Consider the following 26,869-nt stretch of genomic DNA (forward strand, 5'->3'; position numbering starts at 1 on the left):
AAAATTTACTATAATAATATAATACGATAATATCATAAATATAATAAATAGCGATAAAGTACGATTGGTGAAATGCAAATGGAAACGAATACAATTTTAACAAAACTTACAGATATTCTTGAATCTTCAATTAAATTAGCCTACCCAGATGCGCAATTTAATAGAAAAGATATTTACGATTCAATAGGCCAAGCTCCTAATATTGAGATGGCCCATTACGCATTCCCAACATTTCGTTTTGCAAAGGCCCTTAAACAAGGACCACCACAAATAGCAGGTGCAATCTTAGATAAAATCCAAGAACAAGAGACATCAAAGCTAATAAAAGATGTTAAAGCACAAGGCCCATACCTAAACTTCACTCTTAGTGCAGATGCATATTTTGAAAACTTAATTAGTGAAGTTAGAAGTGGAAACTTTTTCACAAAGAAGCTTACGTCTAATGAGCCTAAGACTATGATTGAGTACTCTCAGCCAAATACTCATAAAGAGCTCCATGTGGGACATATGAGAAACCTATGTTTAGGTAATGCCTTGGTTAGAATTAAAGAATACTGTGATGTGGATGTTCACCCTGTGACTTATCCAGGAGACTCTGGAACTCACGTTGCAAAATGTCTATGGTACTTAAAATACCACAATCAAGACACGATCCCAGAAACTAATAAGGGAGAATGGCTAGGAAGAATCTATACACTTGCAAATACAAAGCTAGAAGACGAGCTTGGAAGTGATAAAGAAGATGATAATAGAGCTAAGCTTACAGAGATCTTAAAGCAGCTTCATAGTGAAAGCGGTGAATTCTATGATCTTTGGCAAGAGACACGACAGTGGTCTATTGATCTAATGAAAAAAACTTATGAATGGGCAGACGTTGAGTTTGAACGCTGGTTTTTTGAATCAGAGATGGATGCTCCATCACTTAAGATTTGTGAAGACTATTACAAAGATGGAACATTTATTAAAGATGATGGCGCTATTGGAATGGATCTAAGTGACGATAAATTAGGATTTTGTATTCTGATTAAATCAGATGGAACAGGCCTTTATTCTACAAAAGACGTGGCCCTAGCTATTAAGAAGTTTGAAGAATTTGGTGTGGAAAAAAATATCTACATTGTCGACTCACGTCAGGCATTTCACTTTAAACAAGTATTTAAAGTTTTAGAAAAGATTGGTTTTGAGCAAGCTAAAGATTGCTATCACCTACCATATGAGATGGTTGAACTTACAGATGGAGCAATGAGCTCACGTAAGGGTAATATCGTTCCTCTAACTGATCTTATTAATAAAATGGAAGCTAAGATCAAAGAGGACTACTTAAATAAATATCAAGGCGAATGGGATCAAACAGAGATTGATGAGACAGCAACTAAAATTGCAAATGGTGCCATCAAGTACGGGATGATCAAAATTGATAATAATCGTAAGATTGTTTTTGATATGAATGAATGGCTTAAACTTGATGGAGATACAGGTCCATACCTTCAGTATGTTTATGCTCGTATCAACTCATTACTTGCAAAACAAGGCTTTGATAAATCTAAAGAATTTAACCTTGCCAATGCTGCAAGCCTAGAAAATATTAAAGAATATGAGCTAATGCAAAAGATTTCATTATTTAATGATGTTGCAATTAAGGCCCATGAGCAAAACAAAACAAGTCTTTTAACAACTTACCTATTTGAGCTTGGAAAGTTATTTAATAGCTTCTATGCAGCCTGTCCTATCGCTTCAAGTGAAGAGAGTCTTAAACAAGCAAGACTTGAACTTGCTTATGCAACAAGTGAAATCATTAAGCATGGACTTGCTATCTTAGGAATCAAAGTACCTGGCCGAATGTAATTAAATTACTTAGAAAAAATCAATAATTGATTATTTGCAGGCATCTTAATATCTTCTTTTAGAAAGACTCCTTTCTTTAAGAAGTTATTACAGATGTCTTCGAAATTTCTTATTCCACTTTGTGGGTCTCGCTCTTTGAGATGCTTATCAAATTGCTCATTAGACTCCGAAGTGAACTTTCCATGATACTTAAATGGGCCATAAATAAATAGGACAGAATCCTCATCCATGGCGGCCGCTAGATCCTTAATGAAGGTCTTAGCTTCCTTCCAAGACATAATATGCATTGTATTTGCCGTATAATATGCACCATATCCTTTAGGAATTTTATTAAAGCCAGCCTCGTAGACCTCTGGGCCATTTAAGTTCTTAAAGCTTTGCTTATAATAACTTAGGCACTTCTTAAGTGTTTCTTGATTGGCCCTAATTTCAGAAGTTATAAAGTCCACATCACTAAACTTTTCTGCAAAGTAAGCACTGTGCTGACAAGTCAGAGAGCCAACTTCAAAGAACTTAGGCTTTTTGATGCGTTGATTACTACCCTTTTCCAAATAAGGGGCAATAATATTAAAAATTGGTTCTTTATTTCTTTCACATGCTTCAGAAATTGGTAAATCAGTCATGTTAAACATGATACAATAGATTTCGTGAAAAAAAGACTTAAAATTCGATTATCTGAAAATGATATTATATTTGAAGATGATAACTATATAGCCTTAAATAAAAAGGCCGGCTGGCCTGTACACAAAACTCTCGATCCAATGCGAGATAATTGTACAGACGCCCTTAAAAGCTATCTCAAATTCAGAGAGGATGGAAAGTCACCTTATCTCGTCTTAGTACATAGGCTTGATGTTGAAACAGCAGGTATTCTTCTCTTTGCAAAATCAAAAGAAGCAAATAAGTATCTACAAGAGCTATTTAGCTCTCACCAAGCAGATAAGATTGATAAGAGGTATCTTGCAATTTGCAGTGGTAGGCCAGAAGCTGATGAGGGCACAATAGAGAATTTTATCAAAGGCCAAAGAGAAGGCCGTAAAGAGAAGATGGTGGTTGTTTCCTCTGGAGGAAAGAAGGCCATTACAAATTACTGGGTAAAGGACTTTAAAAACGACTACTCACTTATTGAATTTCAGATTCTAACAGGAAGAAAGCATCAAATTAGACTTCATGCAAAGTCTATTGGTCATCCTATCTTTGGTGATCCAATTTATTCAAATTCAAAAGAACAAGATGGACAAAGGTTATGTGCTTATAAGTTGAGCTTCTTTGATAAGTTCTCAAATCAGATGATTAATTTAGAAATTAAGCCAGCGTTTGATCTTGATAATTTTAGAACAAAAATTAGTGATGAATTTAAGTATATTATTTTTAATAAGCCTTATAATGTCCTTTGCCAATTTGGAAAGGATCATAAAGATCAACTAAGCCTTATTGATTACAATCTTCCAAAAGAGCTCTACCCTGTTGGACGACTTGATAAAGACAGCGAAGGACTTTTAATTTTAACTAATGATGGAAAATATAAAGACCGTATGGCAAATGCTAAGAGCAAAGTTGAAAAAACATACTTGATACAAGTTGATGGTGATATTACGAATGAGGCAATTGAAGAGCTTAAAAAAGGCGTTGTGATTAAAGATAATTACAAGACAAAGCCAGCAAAAGTTAAAAAAATTGAATCAAATCTTGTGAAAGTAGAACAAAGAGATCCCCCTGTGCGCTATCGAAAAAATATTCCAACAAGCTGGATTGAAGTGAGAATTTCAGAAGGAAAGAATCGTCAAGTACGCCGAATGTGTGCGGCAGTTGGCTTTCCGACACTTAGGCTTATTCGTACCGCAATTGGAAATATTAAACTTGGTGAACTTAAGCTTGGTCAGTTTGAGTTTTTTGACGGTCAATAAGAGCAAAAATAATTCCTAAAATAGCACCACTTACTAATCCACCACCATGGGCCCAATTGGCCATCTTAAAATTAAAGACATCAAAAAAGCCAAGAAAGAGCCATCCAGTCATCAAAACGATATCTGTCGTTGGCAGCTTAAATTTGAAATTGGGATTTAATCGCGAATAAGGCCAAAGAAACCCAAGTAAACCGTATACAACTCCAGAGAGGCCTCCAAAGAATCCAGGGCTCATTGCAGCTTGGAGAAAATTAGAAATAATCCCTGTAAATAAAAGAAGGAGAATAAGAAAGAAGCTTCCTTTTGTGAATTCAATTAACTTTCCTAATTCCTTCCACCATAAAAGATTAAAGAATACGTGCATGAATCCAAAATGAATAAAGGCCGGGGTAATGATTCGCCAATACTCCCCAGCATTTAAATTATGATACGGGTCTAGCTTAGAAGTTGAAAATGCGAAGAGATAATAGAGATTTTCATTCTTTAGAATCCAACCAAATATGAAAACAATTGCACACAAGGCGAGAATTATAATAGTAGCTGGTCCCATTCTTAGGCTTTGTACATATTGCCAGTCTTTATTAACTTCCATGGGTTTTGCTCCCCCAATATAGACACGATAAACTTCACGTGCTTGAGAGAGATCTTTTAACTCAACGACAAAGAGATGAAAGAAGTCGTTTTCGAATTCTTTTCTTATATGAATACCTTCATTTAGTAATTGCTTCTCTATTACACTTACAATCTGTTCATCTCTTAGAGAGCCAATATAGTGTAGTCTTTTCAGGTCGTTATCTTGGTTTGCGTCATTTTCTTGATTTGTCATGACCATATTCTGCTACAGGCCTCTATAAAAGTCGAGCAACCAACAAAATATATCGAAGAAGAGATAGGTTTAACTATAGAATTTTGATAAGATAGACCTAAATAAGTTGTTTTTTGACTTATTTTACGTTAAGTATGAATCATAACGTAAATTATTAATAAATGGGAATACCTAAGGGGTATTTAACTACGAGTATGTATAAAGTAAGTAAGAAAACACAATACGCACTTACAGCTCTTAAGCATATGCAAGAGTATGGACACACGTGCGAAGAAAATCTTACTTCGGCCAGAGAAATTTGTGACAAATACGATATGCCATTTGATCCAGTTTCTAAGGTCATGCAGAAGTTAAATAACTCGGGAATTCTCTCTTCCATTAAAGGTATCAAAGGAGGCTACTTCCTAAGTCGTCCCCTAAGTAATCTTAATCTTTTTGAAGTAAGTAATATTATCGAAGGAAAGGTTAAAGAGACAGCATGTGATGCTCTTAAAGGAAAATGTGACAAATACTTAGCTTGCGAATTAATTTCACCAATAGAAAAAATTAACTCTCATGTGAATCACCATTTGATTTCGGTTTCACTTGAGGAGTTACTAATGAATAAAACAGGGGTCACACATGAGTGATACACAGTTAACAAAGTCAGAATATAAATATGGCTTTTTTACAGACATTGAAACACAAGAATTTCCAAAGGGATTAAACGAAGACATCGTTCGTATGATCTCGGCAAAAAAGAAAGAGCCAGAATGGTTACTAGAATACCGTCTTAAAGCATTTCGTCTATGGAAGAAAATGCCAATGCCAAATTGGGCAAAGCTAGAAATTCCAGAGATCGACTTTGAAGACTTATATTACTATGCAGCTCCAAAGTCGACAGAGAGTGCTCCAAAAAGCTTAGATGATCTTGATCCTGAGCTTTTAGCAACTTTTGAAAAGTTAGGGATTCCCCTATCTGAACAAAAGAGGATTTCAGGTGTAGCTGTTGATGCTGTCTTTGACTCCGTTTCAGTTGGAACGACTTACAAAGAAGAGCTTGAAAAAGTTGGTGTTATCTTCTGCTCTATTTCAGAAGCTGTACAAGACTATCCAGAGCTTGTGAAAAAATACTTAGGAACAGTAGTTCCTCCAGCAGATAATTTCTATGCAGCACTTAATGCAGCAGTATTCTCTGATGGTTCATTCGTCTACATCCCAGAGGGTGTAACTTGTCCAATGGATTTATCGACATACTTTAGAATAAACGCTAAGGAGACAGGTCAGTTTGAGAGAACACTTGTTGTTGCTGATAAAGGAAGTTACGTAAACTACCTTGAAGGTTGTACAGCACCTCAACGAGATGAAAATCAATTACACGCGGCCATTGTTGAACTTATTGCACTAGATGATGCAGAGATTAAGTACTCAACTGTTCAAAACTGGTATGCAGGAGATGAGCAAGGAAAAGGTGGAATTTACAACTTCGTTACAAAGCGTGGTAACTGCCTAGGAAAGAACTCTAAGATTTCTTGGACACAAGTAGAAGCAGGTTCTGCAATTACTTGGAAGTACCCTTCTTGTAATCTTATCGGTGATAATTCACAAGGCGCCTTCTACTCTGTAGCTCTGACAAATAACAAAATGCAGGCCGATACTGGAACAAAAATGATCCACATTGGTAAGAATACAAAATCGACTATTATCTCAAAAGGTATCTCTGCAGAGCAATCAGAAAATAACTACCGTGGACTCGTAAAGGTTATGCCTTCTGCAGTCGGTGCAAAGAATTACTCACAATGTGATTCGATGCTAGTTGGTGATAAATGTTCCGCTAATACATTTCCATATATTGATGTGAAAAATAACAGCGCAACAGTAGAGCACGAAGCTTCAACTTCTAAGATCTCAGAAGACCAACTCTTCTACCTACAACAACGTGGGATGGATATGGAGAAATGTATCTCAATGGTTGTAAACGGTTTCTGTAGTGAAGTTTTCAAAGAGCTTCCACTTGAGTTCTCTGTTGAGGCAGTAAAGTTAATTGAGATGAAATTAGAAAATTCAATCGGATAATTTTAAATTATATAAAGGATAAATATGAGCTTACTTACAGTTAAAGATGTTCACGCAAGAGTTGAAGAAAAAGAAATCCTAAAAGGAATTTCTATTGAGGTTAAACCTGGTGAAGTACACGCTATTATGGGGCCAAATGGTTCAGGTAAAAGTACTCTATCAAAGGTAATTGCTGGTCACCCATCATTTGAAGTAACAGATGGTACAATTGATTACAATATCAATGGTAAACAAACAGACCTTCTTGAATTAGAGCCAGATGAAAGAGCAAAGAATGGGATCTTTCTTGGTTTTCAATACCCTATTGAAGTACCTGGAGTTTCAAATATAGATTTCTTACTAGAGTCATTTAATGAAGTTTCAAAGGCACAAGGTGCTGCTGAAATGAAAAAAGAAGAGTTTAGAGAATTCCTAAGACCAAAGCTAGAACTACTAGAGATGAGAGAAGAATTCCTCGATCGCCCAGTAAACACTGGTTTCTCTGGTGGTGAAAAAAAGAAGAACGAAATTCTTCAAATGGCCGTACTTAATCCAAAACTTGCTCTACTAGATGAAACAGATTCTGGCCTAGATATCGATGCACTTAAGATTGTTGCAAAAGGTGTTAATGCTATTAAATCAAAATATAATGGAATTGTTCTTGTAACTCACTACCAAAGACTTCTTGATTATATTGTTCCTGACTATGTTCATGTACTTAGTGGTGGAAAAATTATCAAGTCAGGTGGAAAAGAACTTGCACTAGAGCTAGAAGAGAAAGGTTACGACTGGCTAGTTAAGTAATACTAATAAGAAAGCGAAAGGTATCGTTATGAATATCCAAGAACTGACAGATCAATATATTAGTGACTTAGGAAATTATACTAAATCACAATCAAATAAAGAGGCCTTTGATAATTTCAAGGCCCGTGGTCTTCCACATACGAAAATGGAAGATTGGCTTTACACAAAGCTTACTGATGTTCTCCCTGAAAGCTTCAAAGTGACAACACAAGAAGCGATGTTAAAGAACGTAAAAGTAGCTGGTAAGTACCAAGCAGTATTTCTAAATGGTAAATACTCAAAAGCTGACTCATTTCTACCTGAAGAAATCACTTTAGAAGAAGTCGATCTAGTAGCAGAAGATGCAAATTGTGACGAACAAGATATCTTTGCAATGCTAAACGCTTCAGCAGTTGAAAAAGTTATCAATATCACAGTTCCAAAAAACTATGTTGCTGATGATATTATTTCAATTGTTCACCTATCTGATTTTGAAGGAGAATTTTCACTTCCAAGAATTCATGTAAATGCGGATAAATTCTCAAAAGCAGAATTTGTAGAGATCTTCACTGGAAGTGAAACTAAAGCATATAATATTAGCTCTGTTACAAATTTCAAAATTGCAGATAGTGCGAATATCTCTCATATCAAGGTACAAAGAGAAGGCCTAAACGCCTTTCATGCTGGAAGTGTAAACGCAGACATTGCAAGAGATGCAAACTTCAATTCATTTACTTTTACAACAGGTGCAAAGAAGTCGCGTAATGAGATTCGTGTTCGCATGAATGAAGTTGGAGCTACTTGTAGTGTTGATGGACTCTATGCCATCAATGGTGAGCAACACACTGATAACTTCTCATTGATTTCACATATAAAAGAAAGAACTGAAAGTTCACAATTATTTAAAGGTGTACTTGATGACAAGGCCCGCGGTGTATTCACAGGAAAAGTACTTGTTTGTCGTGATGCTCAGTTAGTTAACTCTGAACAACTTAATAAAAACCTTCTTCTATCGAAGAAGGCCCACGTTGATACACGTCCACAACTTGAGGTTTACGCCGATGATGTTAAATGTGCACACGGTGCAACTGTTGGTCAAATGAGTGATGAGGAAGCTTTCTATCTACAATCACGTGGACTTTCAAAAGAGCGCGTACAAAAGCTTCTTATTCATGCATTTTGTTCAGATGCAATAATGAAAATTGAAAACCAAAAGCTACAGGACTTCTTAAGTGAAATCCTATTTGATTCGTTTGAGAAAGAGGCATTTGATCACCTAGATCAAAGCGAGGCTAAATAATGGCATTAGAAATTGATAATATTAGAAACCAATTTCCACAACTTGAAAGAAAAGTTCATGATAGGCCTCTAATCTACTTAGATAACGCAGCCTCAACTTTAAAGCACATCAGTGTTATTGAAGCTTTGAATAATCATTACACTAATGATGTTGCTAATATTCACAGAGGTGTTCACTACCTTAGTGAGCATGGGACGATTCAATATGAACAAACTCGTGACTCTATTCAAGATCTTTTAAATGCTGAGTCTCGTTGTGAAATCATTTTCACAAAAGGTACAACAGATAGCTTAAACCTAGTGGCTGCTTCCTTTGTTCCACATTATGTAAAAAAAGATGATGTTATTTTAATCTCAACAATGGAGCATCATTCAAATATTGTTCCATGGCAGATTCAAGCAGAAAAGATTGAAGCAAAGGTAAAAGAGATTCCTATTACAGATGATGGGGATATTGATGAAGAAGCCTATGTCGAGCTTTTAAAAGAAGGTAACGTTAAACTTGTTTCAATGGCACATATTTCAAATAGTCTTGGAACAATAAATGACATAAAGAAATATATTTCTTTGGCCCATGATCATGGTGCCTATTTCTGTGTTGATGCTGCACAATCAATTGCTCATGAGAAAGTCGATGTACAAGACTTAAATTGTGATTTCCTAGCTTTTTCTTCTCATAAGATGTTTGGGCCAACAGGCTTTGGCGTACTATATGGAAAAGAGAAGTTACTAGAAAGCATGCCTCCTTATCAAGGTGGTGGCGATATGATTGATGTCGTAACTATTGAAAAAACAACATATAACGAATTACCACACAAGTTTGAAGCTGGTACACCACATATTGCTGGTGGTATTGGCCTTAAGCCTGCTATTGATTTCTTAATAGATACAGACTTGAATGTGATTAAGAAATACGAGAAAGAACTACTTGATTATGCAACTCAAAAAATTACTGAGATTGAAAAGGTTCAAGTAATAGGGACAGCAAAACAAAAGGCATCAGTACTTTCATTTGTTGTGGATGGAGCTCACCCACATGATCTGGGGACTCTCCTTGACCGCCAAGGTGTTGCAATTAGAACTGGCCATCACTGCACACAGCCTTTAATGAAAAGGTTCAACGTAAGTGCTACTGCACGCGCCTCATTCTCGTTGTATAATACAAAAGAAGAAATTGATATTTTTATCAAAGCATTAAATAAGGCATTAAACTTTCTTTAAAGAAGTAATACACAGGATAATTATATGAGTGAAGTAAATATTGATATTCAACCAACTCCAAACCCAAATGCATTGAAGTTCATTTTAAATATGGACGTAAAAAAGAATGGATCTTCTACTTTTAGAACTCCTATGGAGTGTGGAGAGGTAAACTTAGGTATTAACCTCTTTACAATTAGAGGTATTGATCAAATCCATTTTTTTGAAAATGTGATTACGATTACAAAGTTTAATTATGAAGACTGGGAAGATATCGAAGAAAAAGTAGTAGAAACAATCAAGCATGATCTTCCAAATCACAATCCAGAGTTTGAAGAGTTTGACCCAGAAAAAGAAAGGCGTGAAAACCTTCCTAAAGAACTTAAAGATATCGAAGAAGTTCTCGATAGAACTGTACGTCAATACCTTCAGGCAGATGGTGGAGATATCCAAACTGTATCATATGAAGATAATATTCTACTTGTGAGATACCAAGGTGCTTGTGGAACATGTCCATCTTCAACAACGGGAACGCTTGAGGCAATTAAATCAACTTTGAGAGCAGAATATAATCCAGAGATTGATGTTTATATTGCTCCTGATTGGTAAGCGCACGCGGCATTGATTGGCCAAAGCCAATCAATAGGACGCGGCGCTAGGCCCCCATGCAAAAGAAATTAAAATAATTCAACAAGCCGGGTTCAAGCCCGGCTTTGTTGTTCCTAGGCCAAAGAGAAAGGTCACGCAAAGGAAAAGCGATATTTTAGCGCAGCTAAAATAAGCAACCCCTCTTAGCACAAGCGAAACAAAAAGAGCATGGCACCAATAAAAAAGGACACCCACATGGGTGCCCTAAATAAAACAAACAAGAAGATTTTATGAATTGATATTGCTATCACTCATTTTCTATCTCTATATTATTAAATTCACAGAATATATAAATCCTCAAATCCTGACATTCTGACGTTTACGATGTCAGATTAACCTACAATAGAATAAATGATGATGAAGTGTAGAACTGCTGCCACACAAACAAAGAGGTGAAAGATCTCATGATAACCAAACCATTTAGCATTTCGGCCAGGCATTTTTAATCCATAGAATAACGCTCCAATTGTATAGAGCACACCACCAGTAATTAAGAGAACAATATTTGAAACGCCAAGCTTTGGCATAAGCTCTGAGACATAAGGCAATACCATATAGCCTGGAATTAGATAAATAAGAGCACTTACCTTTTCAGGTAAATTTGGAAAGAAGATTGATTTTAAAATACCAATTGCAGCAACTGTCCAAATACTTATTAGAAGGGTTGATCCAGATTCACCGTTTAATACAAGCAATGTAATTGGTGTACACGTTCCAGCAATCATAACGTAGATAGCACTATGATCAAGTCGACCTAAAAGGTCTCTTTTACGAGGCTCCCAATGAATGCGGTGATAAAAAGCACTCACCCCAAGCATCATTAGTAGTCCAATTGAATAAACAATCGTCGATATATATTGAGTTGTATTTGCACTCTTTGCGATAAGTAGAGAGCAGGCACCAAGGGAAACAAAGAACATTACCTGGTGTGACCAACCTCTTAATATGGGTTTTTGCTTTTCCATGTTGAAAGCATACGCGGATACAATGTTCAATTAAAGCGATTAGCAAAGCTTTTACATTTATATTACAAACATTGAACAAGTGATTAGAACGGCCTTATTATTTAACTAAACTTGGCCTGAATTAGTTTCTTTTTAACAACACCAAGAAGCTCACGACACTCACCTTCTTCAAGCCCATAAAGTTTATGCGAAGGTTGAAGCTCTTTTGGTTCTTTATATTCATTTGAGAAACTTTGTAGTCGATTATTTAAATTATTTCTCAATGTTCTCATTTGTTTTGGTGAAAAGTTCTCAAGATCAGCTAGTAGCTCTTGTAGTTTTTTTGACATTGGTACCTCGTGATTAAGCTATGCTTACGTAAAAGTCAGCTGGAACCATACATGGAAGTATTTAAAATTACTAGTTAAATACAAAAAAATGAAAAGAGTTAAGTTTTTTCCTCTAGACGCCGATTGTTTGATATGTCAAACTTATATTTAAGAGATCTAACAAAGGGGCCAAGGATATGATGATTAACAATTGCTACCGCCTACTATGCGAAATTACAAAGCTTGAGCAAAAAATTGAAGAAGTTCAATCATTGGCCAAAACACATGGCCTTGAGATTGATACAGATAAGTTACTTCAAGAATTAATCAATAAACAAGCAAGCTAACTAGGCCCAGTCTTTAGGGAAGTAATACTCCATCATTTTCTTATGCTCCGGCTTTTTGGGCTCATAGCGATAAGTAAACTTCACTCTTTTTGGTAGTGAAATTAGGATTGAGTCTGTTCTTCCATTAGATTTTAAACCGAAGTGAGTTCCTCGATCATGAAGTAAGTTAAATTCAACATATCGTCCACGACGGTGTAATTGGAAGTCTACATCTTCATCATCAAATTCCTCATCCATTCTTTTTTCAACGATTGGAAAGTATGACTTAATGAAATTTGAGGAAACCTCTTTAAACATGGCCAAGTCTTTTACAGGATCGCCAGAAAAGAAGTGATCATAAAAGAAGCCACCAATTCCGCGCATCTCGTCGGCACGGTGCTTATTAACGAAGTAATTATCACACTTTTCTTTCCACTCATCCCAATGGCCATATGGTTCACAAGCATCTTTCCAAACCTTGTGAAAGTACTCAAAATCATCTTCATGAGGATAAAATGGAGTTAGATCAGCTCCACCGCCAAACCAGACTTTTGAGCCCGCTTGAATCATACGGAAGTTTGCATGAGTTGTTGGAACTCTTGGGTTTGTTGGATGAATGATAAGAGAAATACCTGTTGCCCACATTTGATTATTATCACCGCCAATATTAGCAGCAAATTTTGGGTCAACTTCTCCAAAAACAAGGGATGTATTAACTCCTGCATTTTCAAATATTTCACCTTCAAAAGCACGAGTGATCCCGCCACCTCCAGGGTTTCCAGCGAAGTCCTTGCGTTCCCATATATCTTCATTCAAGTTAATTTTTGTATCGATTCTCTTAAGTTCCTCACTAATTTGATTTTGTAAATCTTGAACGTGAGCGGCAAATTCGTTTTTTATATTTTCAATATCGAAAGACATAGCTAAAATCCTATATAGGTTATTTAAATTACTGAATTTAACATACCAAAATTTTATAAAAATGATAATTAATCAGGAGTAGAATTAATGCTTTATTACCACAACCCACGTTGTTCTAAAAGTCGTAAAGGACTTGAGTATCTTGAGTCAAAAGGAATCCAAGAAGGAGTTGGCTTTCGCGTGAAAGAATACTTAAAAGACGGTGTCGAGGAAAAAGAATTCCTTGATCTAATCAAGTACACAGGACTTGCACCACTTGATGGACTAATCAGAACAAAAGAGGCCCTATTTAAGGACCTAGGTCTTGCTGGTAAAGAATTAAGTGATATGGAATGGGCAAAACTAGTTCATGAAAATCCAAAACTTTTAGAGCGCCCTATTCTTGTCAATGATGATAAGAAAGCGGCCATTGGTAGGCCGGATGCCCATAGTTTTGATCCAATTATATAAATAGCTGAAAACTCATACTGTGGTGGCCCTCACCGCCACAGTTTCTTGTCATATCAAATATATAAGAAATCCCTAAGTCCCTTTATTTCTCAATATTTACGTATATTTAAGCTTAAGAAATAACTTTGAATTACGATAAGTATAAATGAGTTTAATTTGTTGGGGACGACGTCATGAAGCTATTAAAACAATTCATCATTTTTCAAATTGCACTAGTATTGAACTTTTCGATACTCAATGCGGCCGGTGACAAAGGTGTTGCTAAGGTTATGAAAAAAAGAGGGAAAGTTTTTATTACTCAGACAAAGAAAAAACTTAAGAAGGGAGACTGGGTTCCAGAAGGGGCCAGTATTACAACAAAGAGTCGAAGCTTTGTTAAATTGCTCTTCATTGATAAATCAAACCTAACACTTGGGGCCAACTCACAAATGGAAATTAAGCAATTTCCTAAAAAGAAGGCCGGAATTATTAATCTCGTAAACGGACAACTAAGATCAAAGGTTTCTAAGAACTATCTACAAATAGATAAGAAGAAATCAAAGCTTTTTATTAAAACGAAAACAGCGGCCATGGGTGTAAGAGGAACTGACTTTCAAGTTAACTACAACTCGAAAAACCAGAATACAACACTTATTACATTTGAAGGTGCTGTTGCAATGGGATCTCTTTCAAAGTTTAAAGTATCTGACTTTAGACAAGATCGCCTAGAAAAAGTTGTTTCTTCACCTACTTCCGTAATGGTTAAAAGAGGTCAGTTATCAGGAGTTATGCCTGCAATCGACTCAAAACCAATTGCTCCAGTTAAAATTAATAAAAAACAACTTAAGGCCCTTGAAAATAACGATGGCTCAAAAATGACAAATGCTAAGGATAAGAAGAATAAGAAAGCAAAGCCAATGGCAAGAAATATTATCCCTCCAGGAGTTGATAGCAAGAGCTTTAGTGCTTCAACTAATACAGAAGTAGCTGATCAGATGGCAAAAGTTGACAGCAGCATTAGAGGCCCTGCTAGTGAAGCAAAGAAAAAGAAGAAAGTTCAAATTTCACAAGATACTCCTAAAGGTTCCTTAAAAGATGGTGGATATGTTGATACAGAGAACGCACTTTATATTCCACCGCCAAAGAATGCAGCGATGGACCCAATGACAAATGAAGTAATCGTTCCTGTTCAAATGGGGAGTTTTGATAAAGAAACAGGTATGTACACAAATGACTACTATGAAGTTGATGAAAGCGGTAACTTTATCGAAAAAGAAGATGATTCATTAACGAGACTACCAGCTTCAACCTCTACTATGGATACAACAAATTCAGACATGAAAGAAGTAACCAATGTATACGATGTCATGGACGAGCAAATGGACGATACAATGAAGATGGACGATACAACAATATCTCTTACTGATCCAAATCGAACGACAGCTTCAACAGAAGAAGATAAAATGATGGAAGATACGATGAGTGATCGTGACGATATGATTGAATCGACAAAGGACCCACTATCTTCAACAAATCGAGCTGTTATCCGAGTTATCTTAGAAAAGCAGCCATAAACCAACTAGAAAAATCAACTATAGGTCGCATTAAGTCTAATGCGGCCAAATTCCCTCTGTTCAACTGCCCTAATTATCAGTAAAATTAATTGGCAAGCACCTAAAATTATAATTAAAGTTAAAGGAATGACTTTGAAGAAATTATTACTTCTATCACTATTGAGCTGCTCTCTATTTGCTCAAGGCCTACAATCTATATATCAAGAGTTTGAAAATGCTAATTACGAAGATGTAATAGAAAAGCTTAATGAAGAGCAATATAAGAAAAGACAAGATCAGAAATACTTAGGAGTAAGAAGTTATCTTTTAGGAGTCTCTCACGCTAGACTTCAAGACTTTGAGTTGGCCATAAAATACTTTAAGGATGCATTAAAAAATAAGAATGACGCTAAAGAAATCTATTATGAATTAGGGCAGGCCCAATACGCAATTAATCAACTTGATGATTCCATTAATAACTTTAAAAACTCGATAAAAATAAAGTACAAAGTTGAACAATCAACCTATTACATTGCATATATCAATCAGCTTAAAGAGGATCTTCCACAAGCAAAGAAATACTACAAATTACTTTTAAAGAATAAAGATACTTCAATAGAGATGAAGCAAATTGCTTATTATCAAGTTGCCCTTATAAACTTAGATATTGCAAGAGGTACCAATAGAGCATCTGAAATTGTTGAAAAATACATCCTTCCAGATCTTTACCGTGCTATTAATATACTTCCAAATAGCTCAACTGCTGATGATATTGATAAGAGAATTTCGGATATAAGAAAAGAGTTCTATTTAGAAGAAGACAAACTTGTTAATGGCGCTCCCCTACCAAGTCAAAGACTAAACCTAGGTGTAAGTGAAAAGATTGCTTATGATAATAACGTGACGAGATCTGATGACCTTCCATCTTCAACTGGTACAAATAAAGATTCATTCTATTCTCAAACACGCTTTAATATTAGTAAGGCCTATAATTTTAAAAGAAGATATACGCTAACGCCTCGATTTGAACTTACAAGTACGACTTACTCAGACCGAAATGATACTGCTATTTTTTCAAATGATAGTTATAATATCACTCCAGAAGTAGACTTTTCTTTTGCCTATAAATATAAGAAGAAACCTGCTCGTTTTTTTCTAAACTACACATATGATTATCAGGCCAGAGATATTAATAGTGAAAAAGATAGACAATATACTTATCGATCAAATCAATTCAGCTTAGGTACAGAACTACCACATTTTGAAATTGGCAATACATCAATCTCTATTAAGTCTCAAAGTTTTACTTACTACAACGACAGCTTAAACCGTTCATCAACAATTTTCTCAATCGATCAAATTATTAAAAAGAATTATGGTATCTTTATTCTTCTCTACCAATACGATATGAGTGATTACGAAAATAATGAGACACTTAGTACAAACTCACACTTATTTAGACTTGATTATCTCTATCCTGGAATATTTCCTAATACGACTTTAAATATTGGCCTTGCAGATATGCTTATAAATTATGATGACGTGTCACAAGATGCGGCAAGAGGTCTTGAGAGTAATATTAGTTTCAATACAAAGTTCATTCGAGTCATTAATAGAAATCTATCTTTTAGTGTTGAATACCTCTACACAAATAATATATCAGATGAAGATGCCAGTAATTATACGGCCCATCAAACATCATTTGAATTAAATTACGATTACTAAAATAGGTTTTTATGAAGAATATTGTTAAGAATATTGGGCTTTTTATAATTATTATCTTTTCATGTGTCAGTGTGTTCTTCTCACTTTACAGTAAAGACTATGAAGCAAAATGGCGTGATCTAACTTCATATGCATCATTTTTTGAAAACCGTTTCTATGATTTTAGAATGCTTCAAACAATGCATAAGAGAAAGCCACACCCAAAAATCATCCTAGCAGATATCGATGACGACTCGATTAAAAAATTAAACTCATGGCCAATCCCTCGAACAAAATGGGCAGAAATGCTTAAGAAGTTACGTGGTTATGGAGCAAAAATTGTTGCATTTGATGTTTTCTTCTCGGAAGACTCAATGACATGTAATGGGCAAAACCCTGATGATGATCTCGTTGCAGCTATCGAGTATTTTCAAGAAGTACCAAATAATAGAGTTATTCTTCCATACAATCTACAAGTCGGAGGAACTGAACATTACACATCAATTCCAGATGATCTTTATATTTTTGCTCTAACGACAAAAGTTGGAGGGGCAAATTATGAGATGTATCCAACATTTATCTCAGACTCAGTCTATCCTCTACAAAAGCTTATTGATGCAGAAACCTCACTTGGTTTTATTGAAGCAACAGCAGATACAGATGGTGTTATTAGACATTATAAAGCACTCGCCTTCCCTTACGGTGAAGTTCATGTTCCATCATATGGACTAACTGCCTATATGCACTGGATTGGGGAATTTGACGAATACGATGATCCATCAAAAATGGATAAAATCTTTAAAACCCAACTTGATCTTAGTACCGCCGGTGGGAAGCCCATTTTAAAAACAAAGAAAGGCGATATTGAATTAAATCTCAAAGGTGAAACAAAGGTACGATGGACAGGTGGAGAAGAAACCTACAAGCGTATTCCAATTTATGACATTATCACAAAGGATCCAAATGATGAGGAGCTAAAAAACTTATTTGAAGATGCTCTCGTCTTTGTGGGTGCAACTGCTTATGGTGCACACGATTTAAGAAATACGCCAGTTCACCCAATGCTTCCAGGAGTAATGGTTCATATGAACTTTGCTCAGATGCTTATTGATGGTTATTATTTTAAACCATTTAAAGAGTCGGCTAAACTATCTTGGCTGCTACTTATTATTTCAGTTATTATTCTTCTATTAGTTCAATTAAAAGAAAATCCAATTTATGACTTGGCCATCTTAGTTGTACTCGTAACGGTATTATTTTATGCAGATACTTATTACTTTGTTGAACAAGGATATGAGACAAAATTATTTTGGTGCTTCTTTGCGCTAACAATGTGCTATGGATGGAACACCATTGTAAATTTCTACATGGCCAATCAAGACAAGGCCTTTCTAAAGAATGCATTTGGGAACTATATTTCTCCAGAGTTAATCGATGAAATGTATGAATCAGGTCACGCACCGACTCTTGGTGGTACATCTGGAATTAGAACCGCCTACTTCACAGATATTCAGGGCTTCTCAAGCTTTTCTGAAAAGTTAAGCGCAACTCAATTGGTTGAATTACTAAATGAATACTTAACAGCAATGACTGATATTCTCTTAGAAGAAAAGGGAACTCTCGATAAGTATGAAGGAGATGCTATTATCGCTTTCTTTGGTGCTCCAATGGAATTACCTGATCATGCCCAAAGATCATGTATGGTGGCTCATCGTATGCAAGAGAAGCTACTAGAGCTTCGAAAGAAATGGGTCTCTGAAGGAGATAAATGGCCAAAGATTGTTCATGATATGCGTATGAGAATCGGTATTAACTCTGGTGATATTGTGACAGGAAATATGGGATCCGCTTCACGTATGAATTACACAATGATGGGAGACTCTGTAAACCTTGCAGCGAGATTAGAAGAGTCAGCAAAGCAGTATGGTATCTTTACTCAAGTTGCCAAAGAAACAGTTGAGATGGCCGGTGATAAATTCCTATGGAGAGAACTTGATACAATTAAGGTTGTAGGAAAATCAATTCCTGTAACGACATATGATCTCCTTGGGCTTAAAGAGACTGCTCCTGACTACCTTAAAGAACTATCAGAGAAATTCTCTGCTGCAATTTTATTATATAAAGCACAAAAGTGGGATGAGGCCATTGAGTTATTCAAGGTAACTCTTGAATTAGAATATATGCGTTTTCCTGATCTAAAAGGCGTAAAGACAAATCCTAGTGAGATTTATATTAAGCGTTGTGAGGATTATAAGAAACTTCCACCGCCACCAGAATGGGATGGGGTTTTCACATTAACTAGTAAATAAAAAAGGCCCATTTAATGGGCCTTTCATTATACTAATTCTTTTTCATATAATCATAGTCAATTTTAATACTAACTTCTTTTAAGTCTATTTGTGTCTTAGGATACGATTTATTGATAAACTTAATTTTATACTCTCCTAAAAGTGAAGGTCTTGCATAGAATTGAGATGCCTCATTTTCAGATAAATCTTCACCAATTAATCTTTCAAGAAAAGAATAATTTAACTTTGATGGCTCAAGGACACTGTGATGTCCTGAAACAGTATCAACACTAACTCCCCATTCATAAGTTCTTTCTTGTCCGAGCTTATATGTAATTCCGTTTTTTTCTATAATATGATCATTGCCATGTTCTATAGTTAAGAGAAACTTAGAAATGGATTGATCGCTATAAGAATCATTGAAGTCTGTATCAATTTTTACATCACGAATCTTTAAATTTTCTTGCCCTGAGAAATGGTCTTTTATTGAATACAGATTAAGAAAGATCTCATTACCTTTGTTTAATTCTCTAATCTGAGCTTCATTGAGATGGATAGTAGTTGAATCATTAATTAACTCTTCGCTTCGTAATGAATTAATTGATTTGAAAAATATTTTTGAGAGATTATCCTGATTTAACCTATAGTAGGTCATTAAATCAGAACTCTCATTGCCATCATTCATCAATATATCATTTTCCATTTTTTCAATGATAGAACTCAGAGACTCGTAAAAGCCAACTTCTTCATTATTGAATAAACGATATTGATACGAACTATACAGATTGTAGTTATAAAAAAGGATTCGATATTTAGCATCATCAATAATACTTTCAAAGTCCTGACCTAGTAAAAAAGTATTTCGCTCCAATAAGAGAAACTTTTCATTGGAAATGTTAGCAATTTTATTAAAGCCTTCATTAATATCTGACATTATTTTAGATACTCTTGAATTTATTTGGCGTACTTTTTGAGCTGCACTTTTTCTATTTTCGAGAATATTATTTAATAATAGAGTTAACTCATTAAACATCGGATCAGTTTGCTGAAGACGTAAGATTTCCTTTTCTACTTCATCTTTTGGATAAGAAATTTTTCGATATGAATTAATTTCTGCAAGAGTATTTTCAACGATAGGATAAGCGAACTTAGTAATATCTTTCATATACGTTTTTAATATCTTATTTCTTTCCTCTCTCTTATTTTCTTCATCTAATTTATCACGAAGTACGCTATATCTAATTTTTTGAAATCCATTGTTCCAATCTTCTTTAGACTTAGCAATTGTTGGTTCGATCTTTTTTACAGCTTTATAAAGGCCACTTACATTTTCAATAGTATCGCTGAGACTATTAGAATCAATCCCTTTATCAATAAAACTCGTCAACGCCTCTACTGAGGCTCCCAATGCTGGTTTTCCAACAGGGATAACTGAAGCTACCGTTGCAATTGATTTTAAAACTTTAGACAACTTTGCTTTTCTTCTTCTATCTATTATATTATCTCTCGCTCTTTGTTCAATAATAGCTTGAACTCTGAGCAGTTCAGCAGTAAAGATTTTTTCGTCTCTTCTTAACTCATCAATCAACGTATTAACATCTGGTATTTGCCACAGAAGTTTTGGAATTTGATTATTACTCTTTTCAAGTTCCTTATATATTGAATCCTGTAAGTTTGATAAGATTCGTACCTTATCTTTGGTGTCAAGTTTCTTACTCTTACTTAAAGTCGCAAAATAAATAACCTCTAAAGCATTTAATAACTCATTTTTATAGATAGAGGTTGATGTCTCTAGGCTAATTAGAGGTACATTATTTAAAGAATTACCAAAATAGTTATTACCAAGATTGAGGTTTTGAAGATTTGATAAAATCGAAAGACAATGATTAGCTCGTACCACGTCCTCTGATGAAATATCAGTGCAAAACTGTGATAGTTTTAAGAAGTAAGAGTGTGCTTCAACAACATGATTTCCAAGAAATAAATCCTTACCATACTTTATTGCATTAGCAAGATATCCATTTGTTAGCCAGTGATCATCTAAGGTGGTTTCTAATAATTTATAACGGCCATCATTTCCAAACTCTCTTTTGGCTTTTGGTGAATCAATATCTTTTCCTGGCCTAAACTCTTTAATCTCACGCTGTCTAAGTTTACCACTCACCCAGTATTCATGAATTGCAGGATTAGGAAGTCCAGCAGCTCCTCCTTTATAGTCAGGAGCTCGCTTACCTGATTTCCCACCAACACTTGTAAAATACTTTGATTTAATTGAGATACGGCTTAATAGATTCCCTCCATCTCCACCGATACCAGGTCTTCCACCTGATACAGCATCTCCACCATCTTGTGGCCATTGCTTTTTACCAATTTCTTTATCCACTCTTACACTTACAGGTATCGTAAAAAATCGATTTGGATTTCGAGGATTAATATCTTCAACGATCTGAGTTGCGTATTGCTTATAAACAACACCATCTCCTAAATCGTTAAGACCAGGGATTGATCCATTTCTCCCATCTTTACCAGGGCCAGCATCTTGGCCTTTTCCACCAACTAAATTAAAGATAACTCTTTCATGTCCCCTAATATCGAGCTCAGAAATATTTAAATTGATATCACCTGCTTTTAATCCCTTTCTACCATCTTCAAAGCTGTTAGCATTATCTGGGAGAAAGGTTGGTGTTGTTGAAAGAGAACCAAGAGGGCCTATGATAAGTTTTTTTGCATTAATTGTAACATTTGTCGAAGGAAGCCAAATTTTAGAATTAATGACAACTTCTTCAGCATTAATTTCAAGAATTTTAATATCAAGATTATTGGCCAAATAAGTATAAAGTCTATTACCTTCATTAATGACAAGTTTTATACCATTAAGCTTTGCGTATCTTGGACCTTCTTTAAATTCAATATTATTAAGTTGACTTGTATCAGAGACTCTTTGATAACTAAAATCGACGTATTTCAAGTCTGAAGTATTTTTAATACTAAATCTCTTACCAATAAAAGGTATTGCAGAAGGAGCTAAGACTGACGTACTAAGCTGGACATCATCTTGAGATGAACGATTATTATCTTCACTACTTTGTGTATTCTCATTATCATTTGAGATAGTTGAAACTTCATTAACTTGATAAGTATTCTTATCTCCGCAAGAAATTAATAACAAAATAGCAATGATAGATATAATCTTCAAAGTAGCCTCAAAAATATTTGTATATATGAAAATGTACATTAATGAGGAACCCGTATCCAATAAATTCTATATAATTGAAAGTTTTACATCAAATTGTACAAAAATCTTACGTGATATCTGATACTTACCTATAAAAAAGGCCTACATAATGTAGGCCTTTGCAATATCTAAATTTTGCGAATGCTTAGTAATTTAATACTTTTAGGGCCGTTTCTACAACACGATCAGTGTTTGGAAGGATTGCTTTTTCAAGGATTCTATTGAAACCAACTGGAGTGAAAGTTGAACCAACACGTTGAACTGGAGCATCAAGAAGCTCAAATCCTTTATCGTTAATCATGGCCGCAACTTCACCACCAAATCCACCAAAGACCTTATCTTCGTGAACAACAAGTGCTCTATTTGTTTTCTTAATTGAAGCAAGAATTCCCTCTTCATCTAGTGGAGCAATTGATCTAAGGTCTACAACTTCTACGCTGTAACCTTGTTCAGATAATTTCTCAGCTGCTTCAAGACAGTGATGAACAGTATTTCCATATGTAATTAGTGAAAGATCTGTCCCCTCACGTCTTACACGACACTTACCAAAAGGAACTTCAAAGTCCTCTGGTACAACAGTCATAGCTTGTTTTGCGTTATATAGAGCTTTTGGCTCTAGATATAGCGTTGGCCCCTCACTTCTCATTGCAGTTCTTAAAAGACCAGCAGCATCGTCAGCAAATGCTGGGCATACGATACGTACACCAGGGATACCTGCAAGGTTACCTTCTAAGTTTTGAGAGTGGTAAAGACCACCACCGATATATCCACCAGAAGCTAATCTGATGAGAATATTTGGAGCAAAGGCACCGTTTGATCTCCAGTAGTCATGAGAACACTCTACGTATTGCTCCATTGCTGGCCAGAAATAATCAGCGAACTCTGCACCTTCAACAACAACGCGGATATCTTTATTATAGCGAGAAAAACCGTTTGCCGTTCCTAGGATATAGTCTTCAGCGATTGGGCCATTAAATACACGCTCTTTACCGAATTCTTGTTGCATTCCTTTAGAAACATTGAAGATACCACCCTTGTCTTTGTTGGCCATATCTTGTCCCCAAATATAAGTGTCAGGGTTGTTTCTAAATTCTTTCTTTAGTTGTCCATTAATTGCATCAATGAACTTCATCTCTTCACCTGACTCGTTATGAGTTCCATCAACATACTTCGTTGGAACGTGTGGTTCAGGAAGTACGAAATCATAAATTGACTCTGGAGTTGGATTTGGAGCTTTCATTGCTTTCTTGTGTGCTTCAAGAAGTTCAGCTTTTGCAACTGCATCCATTTCATCAAGCTCTGCTTCAGTAAAGATCTTCTTTGCAATAAGCTCTTTTCTAAATGCAACTAGCGGATCTTGTGCTGCTGCTTCTGCTCTTTCTTCTTCTGAACGATATAGCTCGTGCTTATCAGAGTTAGAGTGAGAGTGAATACGAACACAACGAGCGTGAACAATTACAGGCTCTTGTTGAGTAGCTGCAATTTCTCTAGCTGTTGCCATTGCATTCATTGAATCAAAAATATCTTTCCCATCACAATGGATGATTGAAAGGTTTAGGAAACCTGTGAAGTTATCTGCAACGTATTCGTTAGCTGTTTGATCACATTTTGGAACTGAAATACCGTATCCATTATCTTGGAATACGAATACGACAGGAAGCTTCTCGCGAGATGCACCGTTGATCGCTTCATAACAATAACCTTCAGAAACTGAAGACTCACCTTGTGAAGAATAAACAACACCATCGTGCTTATAACGATTAAATGCTCTTGCAGTACCTACAGCGTGAAGTGTGTGGTTACCTGTACATGAAGAAACATTATGAATATTCCACTCAGGCTTTGCAAAGTGATTAGACATGTGACGTCCACCAGAAGCAAGGTCAGTTGCTTTTGAAATACCATTTAAAAGAATTTCTTCAGTCGTTAGACCAGCTGAAAATGCTGTCATCATATCACGGTAGTATGGGTATAAATGATCCTTACCAAGCTCAAATGTTTGACCGATAGCTAGTTGAATTCCATCATGTCCAGCATATGGTGCGTGGTAAGACCAACCAATTGCTTGTTTAAGATAGTTTGGTGCACGGTTATCTAACATGCGTCCAAGTGTCAGTAGTTCATACCACTGCTTTAGTGTGGCCTTATCTGTATTTTTCCAAGTGTACTTCTTCTTAGGCTTAAGAACATTTGCCATTTCAAACCTCGTATTTTCATTTAGTTATAAATCTTGAGTGAGACGGAATTTAACCATAATTTACTAAATTTGGGAAGCAAATATGGGACAGGTATAACAAGGTAAAACGCAATGCATAAAGCGTGAATAAAGAGCTACTTACAGAACTTTTTATGACCTGCCGCACAGGCATATTCGAGATACTTTTTAGCAAATTCTGGTGAGGTGTCTTCAATGAGTGGAGCAAGCTTTCCACAGGCCAGCATAATCCCTCCAGCACCATTTCGACAGGCCTTTTCTAAGAGTACTTGGTAATCAGCGCTTGTTATTTTTGAAAAATTTTTGCTCGCATACTCATAACACGATCGAGGGTCATCAAGGTCACACAAACGTTTTAGATATGTTTGATGAAGCTCATCGTCATTGTCTTTTTGAGCATAGAAACTTCCATCACGACAAGCTTGTAATTGACGTCCTTGGGGAAAATCGTCACGAAAACATATAGTTTTTGCATCAGAGCGAAGCTTATTTGCCTCAACTTGAACTACCCGCTTTTCTAAAAGGGCCATGATAGGATCAAGAAATATGACGGTAATACCAACAATAATTGTTAGGAATAACCAACCAGGAATATAATCTAATAACTTTTTAATCTTCACATTTAAGATCGATGAACTCAAACTTCGTTACATCAACTAATCCCATATCTGTTATTTTTAAAGTTGGAATTACAGGTAGTGCAAGGAAGGCCATTTGAATAAATGGTTCATTTACTGCTACTTCAATTTCCTTACAGGCTTCTTTTAATTGGATAATTCCTTCATTAATTGTTTCAGCTGACTCTAAACTAAGAAGTCCAGCAATAGGTAGAGATAGAGATGCTGTTACTCTCCCCTTATCAACGACACAGAAACCACCGGCATTTTCGATAATTTCGTTTGCCGCTGTTGCAATATCCTGTGGAGTCTTTCCGATGACGACAATATTGTGAGAGTCATGAGCAACACTTGAAGCGATGGCCCCTCTCGTAAGCCCCATCCCCTTTACTAAACCAAGGCTTGGTTTTCTTTTTTGACCGTATCTCTCAATCACAGTGATATATGAAATATCATCTTCAGCAAATTCTTCACCATCATACTTAACTTTTAAGTGATTAGTGATGATTTCATCTTTTACAATTTCCATCACATTATAAGTTCCAGCACTTAAATCATAATTAAAATCTGTAGGTGCTAAGAAGCTTCGTTTGATTGTATTCTCTTTTGGAGGTTCAGACTTATTAAGTTTATCCATAACTTTAGATGGAAGATCTAACTCACTTACAAGCTCACCTTTTTTGAAAACTTCTTTCACATCGACATCTTCAAGTTTTCCAACAAGAACAATATCTGCTTGTTTGCCAGGAGCAATTAAGCCTAGCTTCTTTAATCCAAAATGTTTTGCTGCTGAAAAGCTTGATAGCCTATAAGCAATATGAGCAGGTGTACCAAGCTCATTAATCATCTTCTTAATCATATAATTGATATGACCTTCATTGAATATTTCATATGGATTGCGATCATCAGTACAAAGAAGGCACTGACAAGAGTTGAACTCATTTACAACAGGAGCAAGAGTTTTTAAATTCTTTGCAACAGAGCCTTCACGAATGATTAGTCCCATCCCCTTTTGAAGCTTCTCTTTTGCTTCATCTGCAAAAATAGTCTCGTGACAATTTTGAATCCCTGCTGCGATATAGGCATTAAGCTGTTTTCCACGAAGCATTGGTGAGTGCCCATCAAGATTTAACTCTGCAAATTCTTCGACTTTTTCAAGCACACCTTCTACACCATTAATGACCCCAGGAAAATTCATCATTTCAGCAAGGCCAAGAACACGAGGATGCTCCTTGTATTTTTTCATATCAATAATATCAAATTGCCCGCCATTTGTTTCAAACCCAGGTAGTGCAGGAATACACGAACTCACCTGAACAAATAGATTTTGATCCATTAATTCACTACATCTTAAAAACCAAGAAAACCCACGATCTCCCATTACATTTGTAATTTCATGTGGATCACAAATGGCCGTTGTTGTTCCAAGAGGCAGCGTTAGTCTTTCAAATTCAAATGGATGCATCATTGAAGATTCAACATGAAGGTGTCCGTCAATAAAGCCAGGAACCGCTGTCGCCCCCTGGGCATCATAAATACGTTTTGCTGGTTGATCGTCGTATTCCTTACCAATTCCAGCAATCGTTTTACCAGAGATAGCAATTGAGCTCTCAACCACTTCACCATTGACGAGATCAAGGATTTTTACATTTTTAATAAGTAAATCAATTTCACCATCGCCGCGAGCAGTCTTTAAGACCTCTCTTAACTCTTTAGGTGATAATTTTTGTGTTTCCTTATTTGCAAGTGACATCTTTGACCTCTAT

At 35.7% G+C, this 26,869-nt stretch carries 22 protein-coding genes; 13 read left to right on the forward strand and 9 right to left on the reverse strand.

The genetic code is table 11. The features are described 5' to 3' along the window. Positions 1–78 precede the first annotated feature (78 nt). Positions 79–1,845 carry an arginine--tRNA ligase gene (argS, locus tag VCM44_RS14175; protein WP_334679184.1) on the forward strand — a complete coding sequence of 589 codons (1,767 nt, stop codon included), beginning with the start codon at positions 79–81 and terminating at the stop codon, positions 1,843–1,845. A gap of 5 nt (positions 1,846–1,850) precedes the next feature. Here argS and VCM44_RS14180 read toward each other — a convergent pair whose 3' ends face one another. After that, on the reverse strand, positions 1,851–2,468 hold the full coding sequence (locus VCM44_RS14180) for a DUF938 domain-containing protein (RefSeq protein WP_158536810.1): 618 nt from the start codon (positions 2,466–2,468) through the stop codon (positions 1,851–1,853). A gap of 24 nt (positions 2,469–2,492) precedes the next feature. Between VCM44_RS14180 and VCM44_RS14185 the strand changes: the two genes are divergently transcribed. Beyond that, positions 2,493–3,752 (forward strand): pseudouridine synthase, encoded by a 1,260-nt coding sequence (locus tag VCM44_RS14185; protein ID WP_334679185.1) that lies wholly within the window; start codon positions 2,493–2,495, stop codon positions 3,750–3,752. Here the strand turns inward: VCM44_RS14185 and VCM44_RS14190 are convergent. Then, positions 3,715–4,578 (reverse strand): rhomboid family intramembrane serine protease, encoded by an 864-nt coding sequence (locus VCM44_RS14190; RefSeq protein ID WP_334679186.1) that lies wholly within the window; start codon positions 4,576–4,578, stop codon positions 3,715–3,717. The genes VCM44_RS14185 and VCM44_RS14190 overlap by 38 nt on opposite strands. Positions 4,579–4,772: 194 nt before the next feature. On the opposite strand from VCM44_RS14190, the gene VCM44_RS14195 reads away from it, so the two are divergent. The 6 genes from VCM44_RS14195 to VCM44_RS14220 are packed head-to-tail and all read left to right on the forward strand — an operon-like array spanning position 4,773 to position 10,503. Next, positions 4,773–5,207, forward strand: coding sequence for an RrF2 family transcriptional regulator (locus VCM44_RS14195; RefSeq protein WP_158536812.1), 435 nt, complete (start codon positions 4,773–4,775; stop codon positions 5,205–5,207). Next, the gene (gene sufB / locus VCM44_RS14200) at positions 5,200–6,633 is read left to right on the forward strand and encodes a Fe-S cluster assembly protein SufB (RefSeq protein ID WP_114706274.1); all 1,434 of its coding nucleotides are present in this window, start codon (positions 5,200–5,202) and stop codon (positions 6,631–6,633) included. Before VCM44_RS14195 ends, sufB begins: the two co-directional genes overlap by 8 nt. A 24-nt stretch (positions 6,634–6,657) precedes the next feature. Beyond that, a complete protein-coding gene (gene sufC / locus VCM44_RS14205) occupies positions 6,658–7,416 on the forward strand; it encodes a Fe-S cluster assembly ATPase SufC (protein WP_334679187.1) in 759 nt (252 codons plus the stop codon). Between the two features lie 28 nt (positions 7,417–7,444). Continuing rightward, complete coding sequence (gene sufD / locus VCM44_RS14210) at positions 7,445–8,695, forward strand: Fe-S cluster assembly protein SufD (RefSeq protein WP_334679188.1); 1,251 nt, start codon at positions 7,445–7,447, stop codon at positions 8,693–8,695. Beyond that, positions 8,695–9,915 carry an aminotransferase class V-fold PLP-dependent enzyme gene (locus VCM44_RS14215; protein ID WP_334679189.1) on the forward strand — a complete coding sequence of 407 codons (1,221 nt, stop codon included), beginning with the start codon at positions 8,695–8,697 and terminating at the stop codon, positions 9,913–9,915. Before sufD ends, VCM44_RS14215 begins: the two co-directional genes overlap by 1 nt. A 24-nt stretch (positions 9,916–9,939) precedes the next feature. After that, complete coding sequence (locus tag VCM44_RS14220) at positions 9,940–10,503, forward strand: NifU family protein (protein ID WP_114706278.1); 564 nt, start codon at positions 9,940–9,942, stop codon at positions 10,501–10,503. Positions 10,504–10,874: 371 nt separating this feature from the next. On the opposite strand, the gene trhA is transcribed toward VCM44_RS14220, so the two are convergent. Both trhA and VCM44_RS14230 read right to left on the reverse strand, forming a co-directional pair. Beyond that, on the reverse strand, positions 10,875–11,507 hold the full coding sequence (gene trhA / locus VCM44_RS14225; protein ID WP_114706279.1) for a PAQR family membrane homeostasis protein TrhA: 633 nt from the start codon (positions 11,505–11,507) through the stop codon (positions 10,875–10,877). A gap of 101 nt (positions 11,508–11,608) precedes the next feature. Continuing rightward, positions 11,609–11,836 (reverse strand): hypothetical protein, encoded by a 228-nt coding sequence (locus VCM44_RS14230; RefSeq protein WP_114706280.1) that lies wholly within the window; start codon positions 11,834–11,836, stop codon positions 11,609–11,611. 176 nt (positions 11,837–12,012) lie between these two features. On the opposite strand from VCM44_RS14230, the gene VCM44_RS14235 reads away from it, so the two are divergent. Next, positions 12,013–12,162 (forward strand): hypothetical protein, encoded by a 150-nt coding sequence (locus VCM44_RS14235; RefSeq protein ID WP_158536813.1) that lies wholly within the window; start codon positions 12,013–12,015, stop codon positions 12,160–12,162. On the opposite strand, the gene hemF is transcribed toward VCM44_RS14235, so the two are convergent. Next, positions 12,163–13,062: an oxygen-dependent coproporphyrinogen oxidase gene (hemF, locus tag VCM44_RS14240; protein WP_334679190.1), complete on the reverse strand. Its 900-nt coding sequence runs from the start codon at positions 13,060–13,062 to the stop codon at positions 12,163–12,165. It abuts the gene before it with no gap. 87 nt (positions 13,063–13,149) lie between these two features. Here hemF and VCM44_RS14245 point away from each other — a divergent pair, with 87 nt between their 5' ends. The 4 genes from VCM44_RS14245 (at position 13,150) to VCM44_RS14260 (ending at position 19,057) form a co-directional block, all read left to right on the forward strand. Next, positions 13,150–13,512 carry an ArsC/Spx/MgsR family protein gene (locus tag VCM44_RS14245; protein ID WP_114706282.1) on the forward strand — a complete coding sequence of 121 codons (363 nt, stop codon included), beginning with the start codon at positions 13,150–13,152 and terminating at the stop codon, positions 13,510–13,512. A gap of 173 nt (positions 13,513–13,685) precedes the next feature. Next, positions 13,686–15,065: a FecR family protein gene (locus tag VCM44_RS14250; protein WP_114706283.1), complete on the forward strand. Its 1,380-nt coding sequence runs from the start codon at positions 13,686–13,688 to the stop codon at positions 15,063–15,065. Positions 15,066–15,197: 132 nt separating this feature from the next. Further along, a complete protein-coding gene (locus tag VCM44_RS14255) occupies positions 15,198–16,769 on the forward strand; it encodes a hypothetical protein (RefSeq protein WP_334679191.1) in 1,572 nt (523 codons plus the stop codon). An 11-nt stretch (positions 16,770–16,780) separates the two neighbouring features. Beyond that, positions 16,781–19,057, forward strand: coding sequence for an adenylate/guanylate cyclase domain-containing protein (locus VCM44_RS14260; RefSeq protein ID WP_334679192.1), 2,277 nt, complete (start codon positions 16,781–16,783; stop codon positions 19,055–19,057). Between the two features lie 31 nt (positions 19,058–19,088). On the opposite strand, the gene VCM44_RS14265 is transcribed toward VCM44_RS14260, so the two are convergent. The 4 genes from VCM44_RS14265 to adeD form a co-directional block, all read right to left on the reverse strand. Beyond that, entirely contained in the window at positions 19,089–22,232 is a 3,144-nt protein-coding gene (locus VCM44_RS14265) for a hypothetical protein (RefSeq protein ID WP_334679193.1), read from the reverse strand. Positions 22,233–22,416: 184 nt separating this feature from the next. Further along, on the reverse strand, positions 22,417–24,468 hold the full coding sequence (locus tag VCM44_RS14270) for an alpha-ketoacid dehydrogenase subunit alpha/beta (RefSeq protein WP_120404622.1): 2,052 nt from the start codon (positions 24,466–24,468) through the stop codon (positions 22,417–22,419). Positions 24,469–24,602: 134 nt separating this feature from the next. Next, on the reverse strand, positions 24,603–25,106 hold the full coding sequence (locus VCM44_RS14275; protein ID WP_334679194.1) for a hypothetical protein: 504 nt from the start codon (positions 25,104–25,106) through the stop codon (positions 24,603–24,605). Continuing rightward, entirely contained in the window at positions 25,096–26,856 is a 1,761-nt protein-coding gene (adeD, locus tag VCM44_RS14280) for an adenine deaminase (protein ID WP_114706289.1), read from the reverse strand. The genes VCM44_RS14275 and adeD overlap by 11 nt, the downstream gene beginning before the upstream one ends. Positions 26,857–26,869 lie beyond the last annotated feature (13 nt).

Origin of the sequence: Halobacteriovorax sp. DPLXC-1 (assembly GCF_036903125.1) — a bacterium.
In the GTDB taxonomy this organism is placed as follows: Bacteria; Bdellovibrionota; Bacteriovoracia; order Bacteriovoracales; family Bacteriovoracaceae; genus Halobacteriovorax_A; species Halobacteriovorax_A vibrionivorans.

Excerpts from the sequence above, each read along its gene's own strand:
- VCM44_RS14270 (WP_120404622.1), bottom strand. The coding sequence starts at position 24,468 with ATGGCAAATGTTCTTAAGCCTAAGAAGAAGTACACTTGGAAAAATACA.
- VCM44_RS14235 (WP_158536813.1), top strand. The coding sequence starts at position 12,013 with ATGATGATTAACAATTGCTACCGCCTACTATGCGAAATTACAAAGCTT.
- VCM44_RS14230 (WP_114706280.1), bottom strand. The coding sequence starts at position 11,836 with ATGTCAAAAAAACTACAAGAGCTACTAGCTGATCTTGAGAACTTTTCA.
- sufC (WP_334679187.1), top strand. The coding sequence starts at position 6,658 with ATGAGCTTACTTACAGTTAAAGATGTTCACGCAAGAGTTGAAGAAAAA.
- sufD (WP_334679188.1), top strand. The coding sequence starts at position 7,445 with ATGAATATCCAAGAACTGACAGATCAATATATTAGTGACTTAGGAAAT.
- hemF (WP_334679190.1), bottom strand. The coding sequence starts at position 13,062 with ATGTCTTTCGATATTGAAAATATAAAAAACGAATTTGCCGCTCACGTT.
- VCM44_RS14245 (WP_114706282.1), top strand. The coding sequence starts at position 13,150 with ATGCTTTATTACCACAACCCACGTTGTTCTAAAAGTCGTAAAGGACTT.
- VCM44_RS14190 (WP_334679186.1), bottom strand. The coding sequence starts at position 4,578 with ATGACAAATCAAGAAAATGACGCAAACCAAGATAACGACCTGAAAAGA.
- VCM44_RS14260 (WP_334679192.1), top strand. The coding sequence starts at position 16,781 with ATGAAGAATATTGTTAAGAATATTGGGCTTTTTATAATTATTATCTTT.
- adeD (WP_114706289.1), bottom strand. The coding sequence starts at position 26,856 with ATGTCACTTGCAAATAAGGAAACACAAAAATTATCACCTAAAGAGTTA.
- trhA (WP_114706279.1), bottom strand. The coding sequence starts at position 11,507 with ATGGAAAAGCAAAAACCCATATTAAGAGGTTGGTCACACCAGGTAATG.
- VCM44_RS14195 (WP_158536812.1), top strand. The coding sequence starts at position 4,773 with ATGTATAAAGTAAGTAAGAAAACACAATACGCACTTACAGCTCTTAAG.
- argS (WP_334679184.1), top strand. The coding sequence starts at position 79 with ATGGAAACGAATACAATTTTAACAAAACTTACAGATATTCTTGAATCT.
- VCM44_RS14250 (WP_114706283.1), top strand. The coding sequence starts at position 13,686 with ATGAAGCTATTAAAACAATTCATCATTTTTCAAATTGCACTAGTATTG.
- VCM44_RS14215 (WP_334679189.1), top strand. The coding sequence starts at position 8,695 with ATGGCATTAGAAATTGATAATATTAGAAACCAATTTCCACAACTTGAA.
- VCM44_RS14180 (WP_158536810.1), bottom strand. The coding sequence starts at position 2,468 with ATGACTGATTTACCAATTTCTGAAGCATGTGAAAGAAATAAAGAACCA.
- sufB (WP_114706274.1), top strand. The coding sequence starts at position 5,200 with ATGAGTGATACACAGTTAACAAAGTCAGAATATAAATATGGCTTTTTT.
- VCM44_RS14220 (WP_114706278.1), top strand. The coding sequence starts at position 9,940 with ATGAGTGAAGTAAATATTGATATTCAACCAACTCCAAACCCAAATGCA.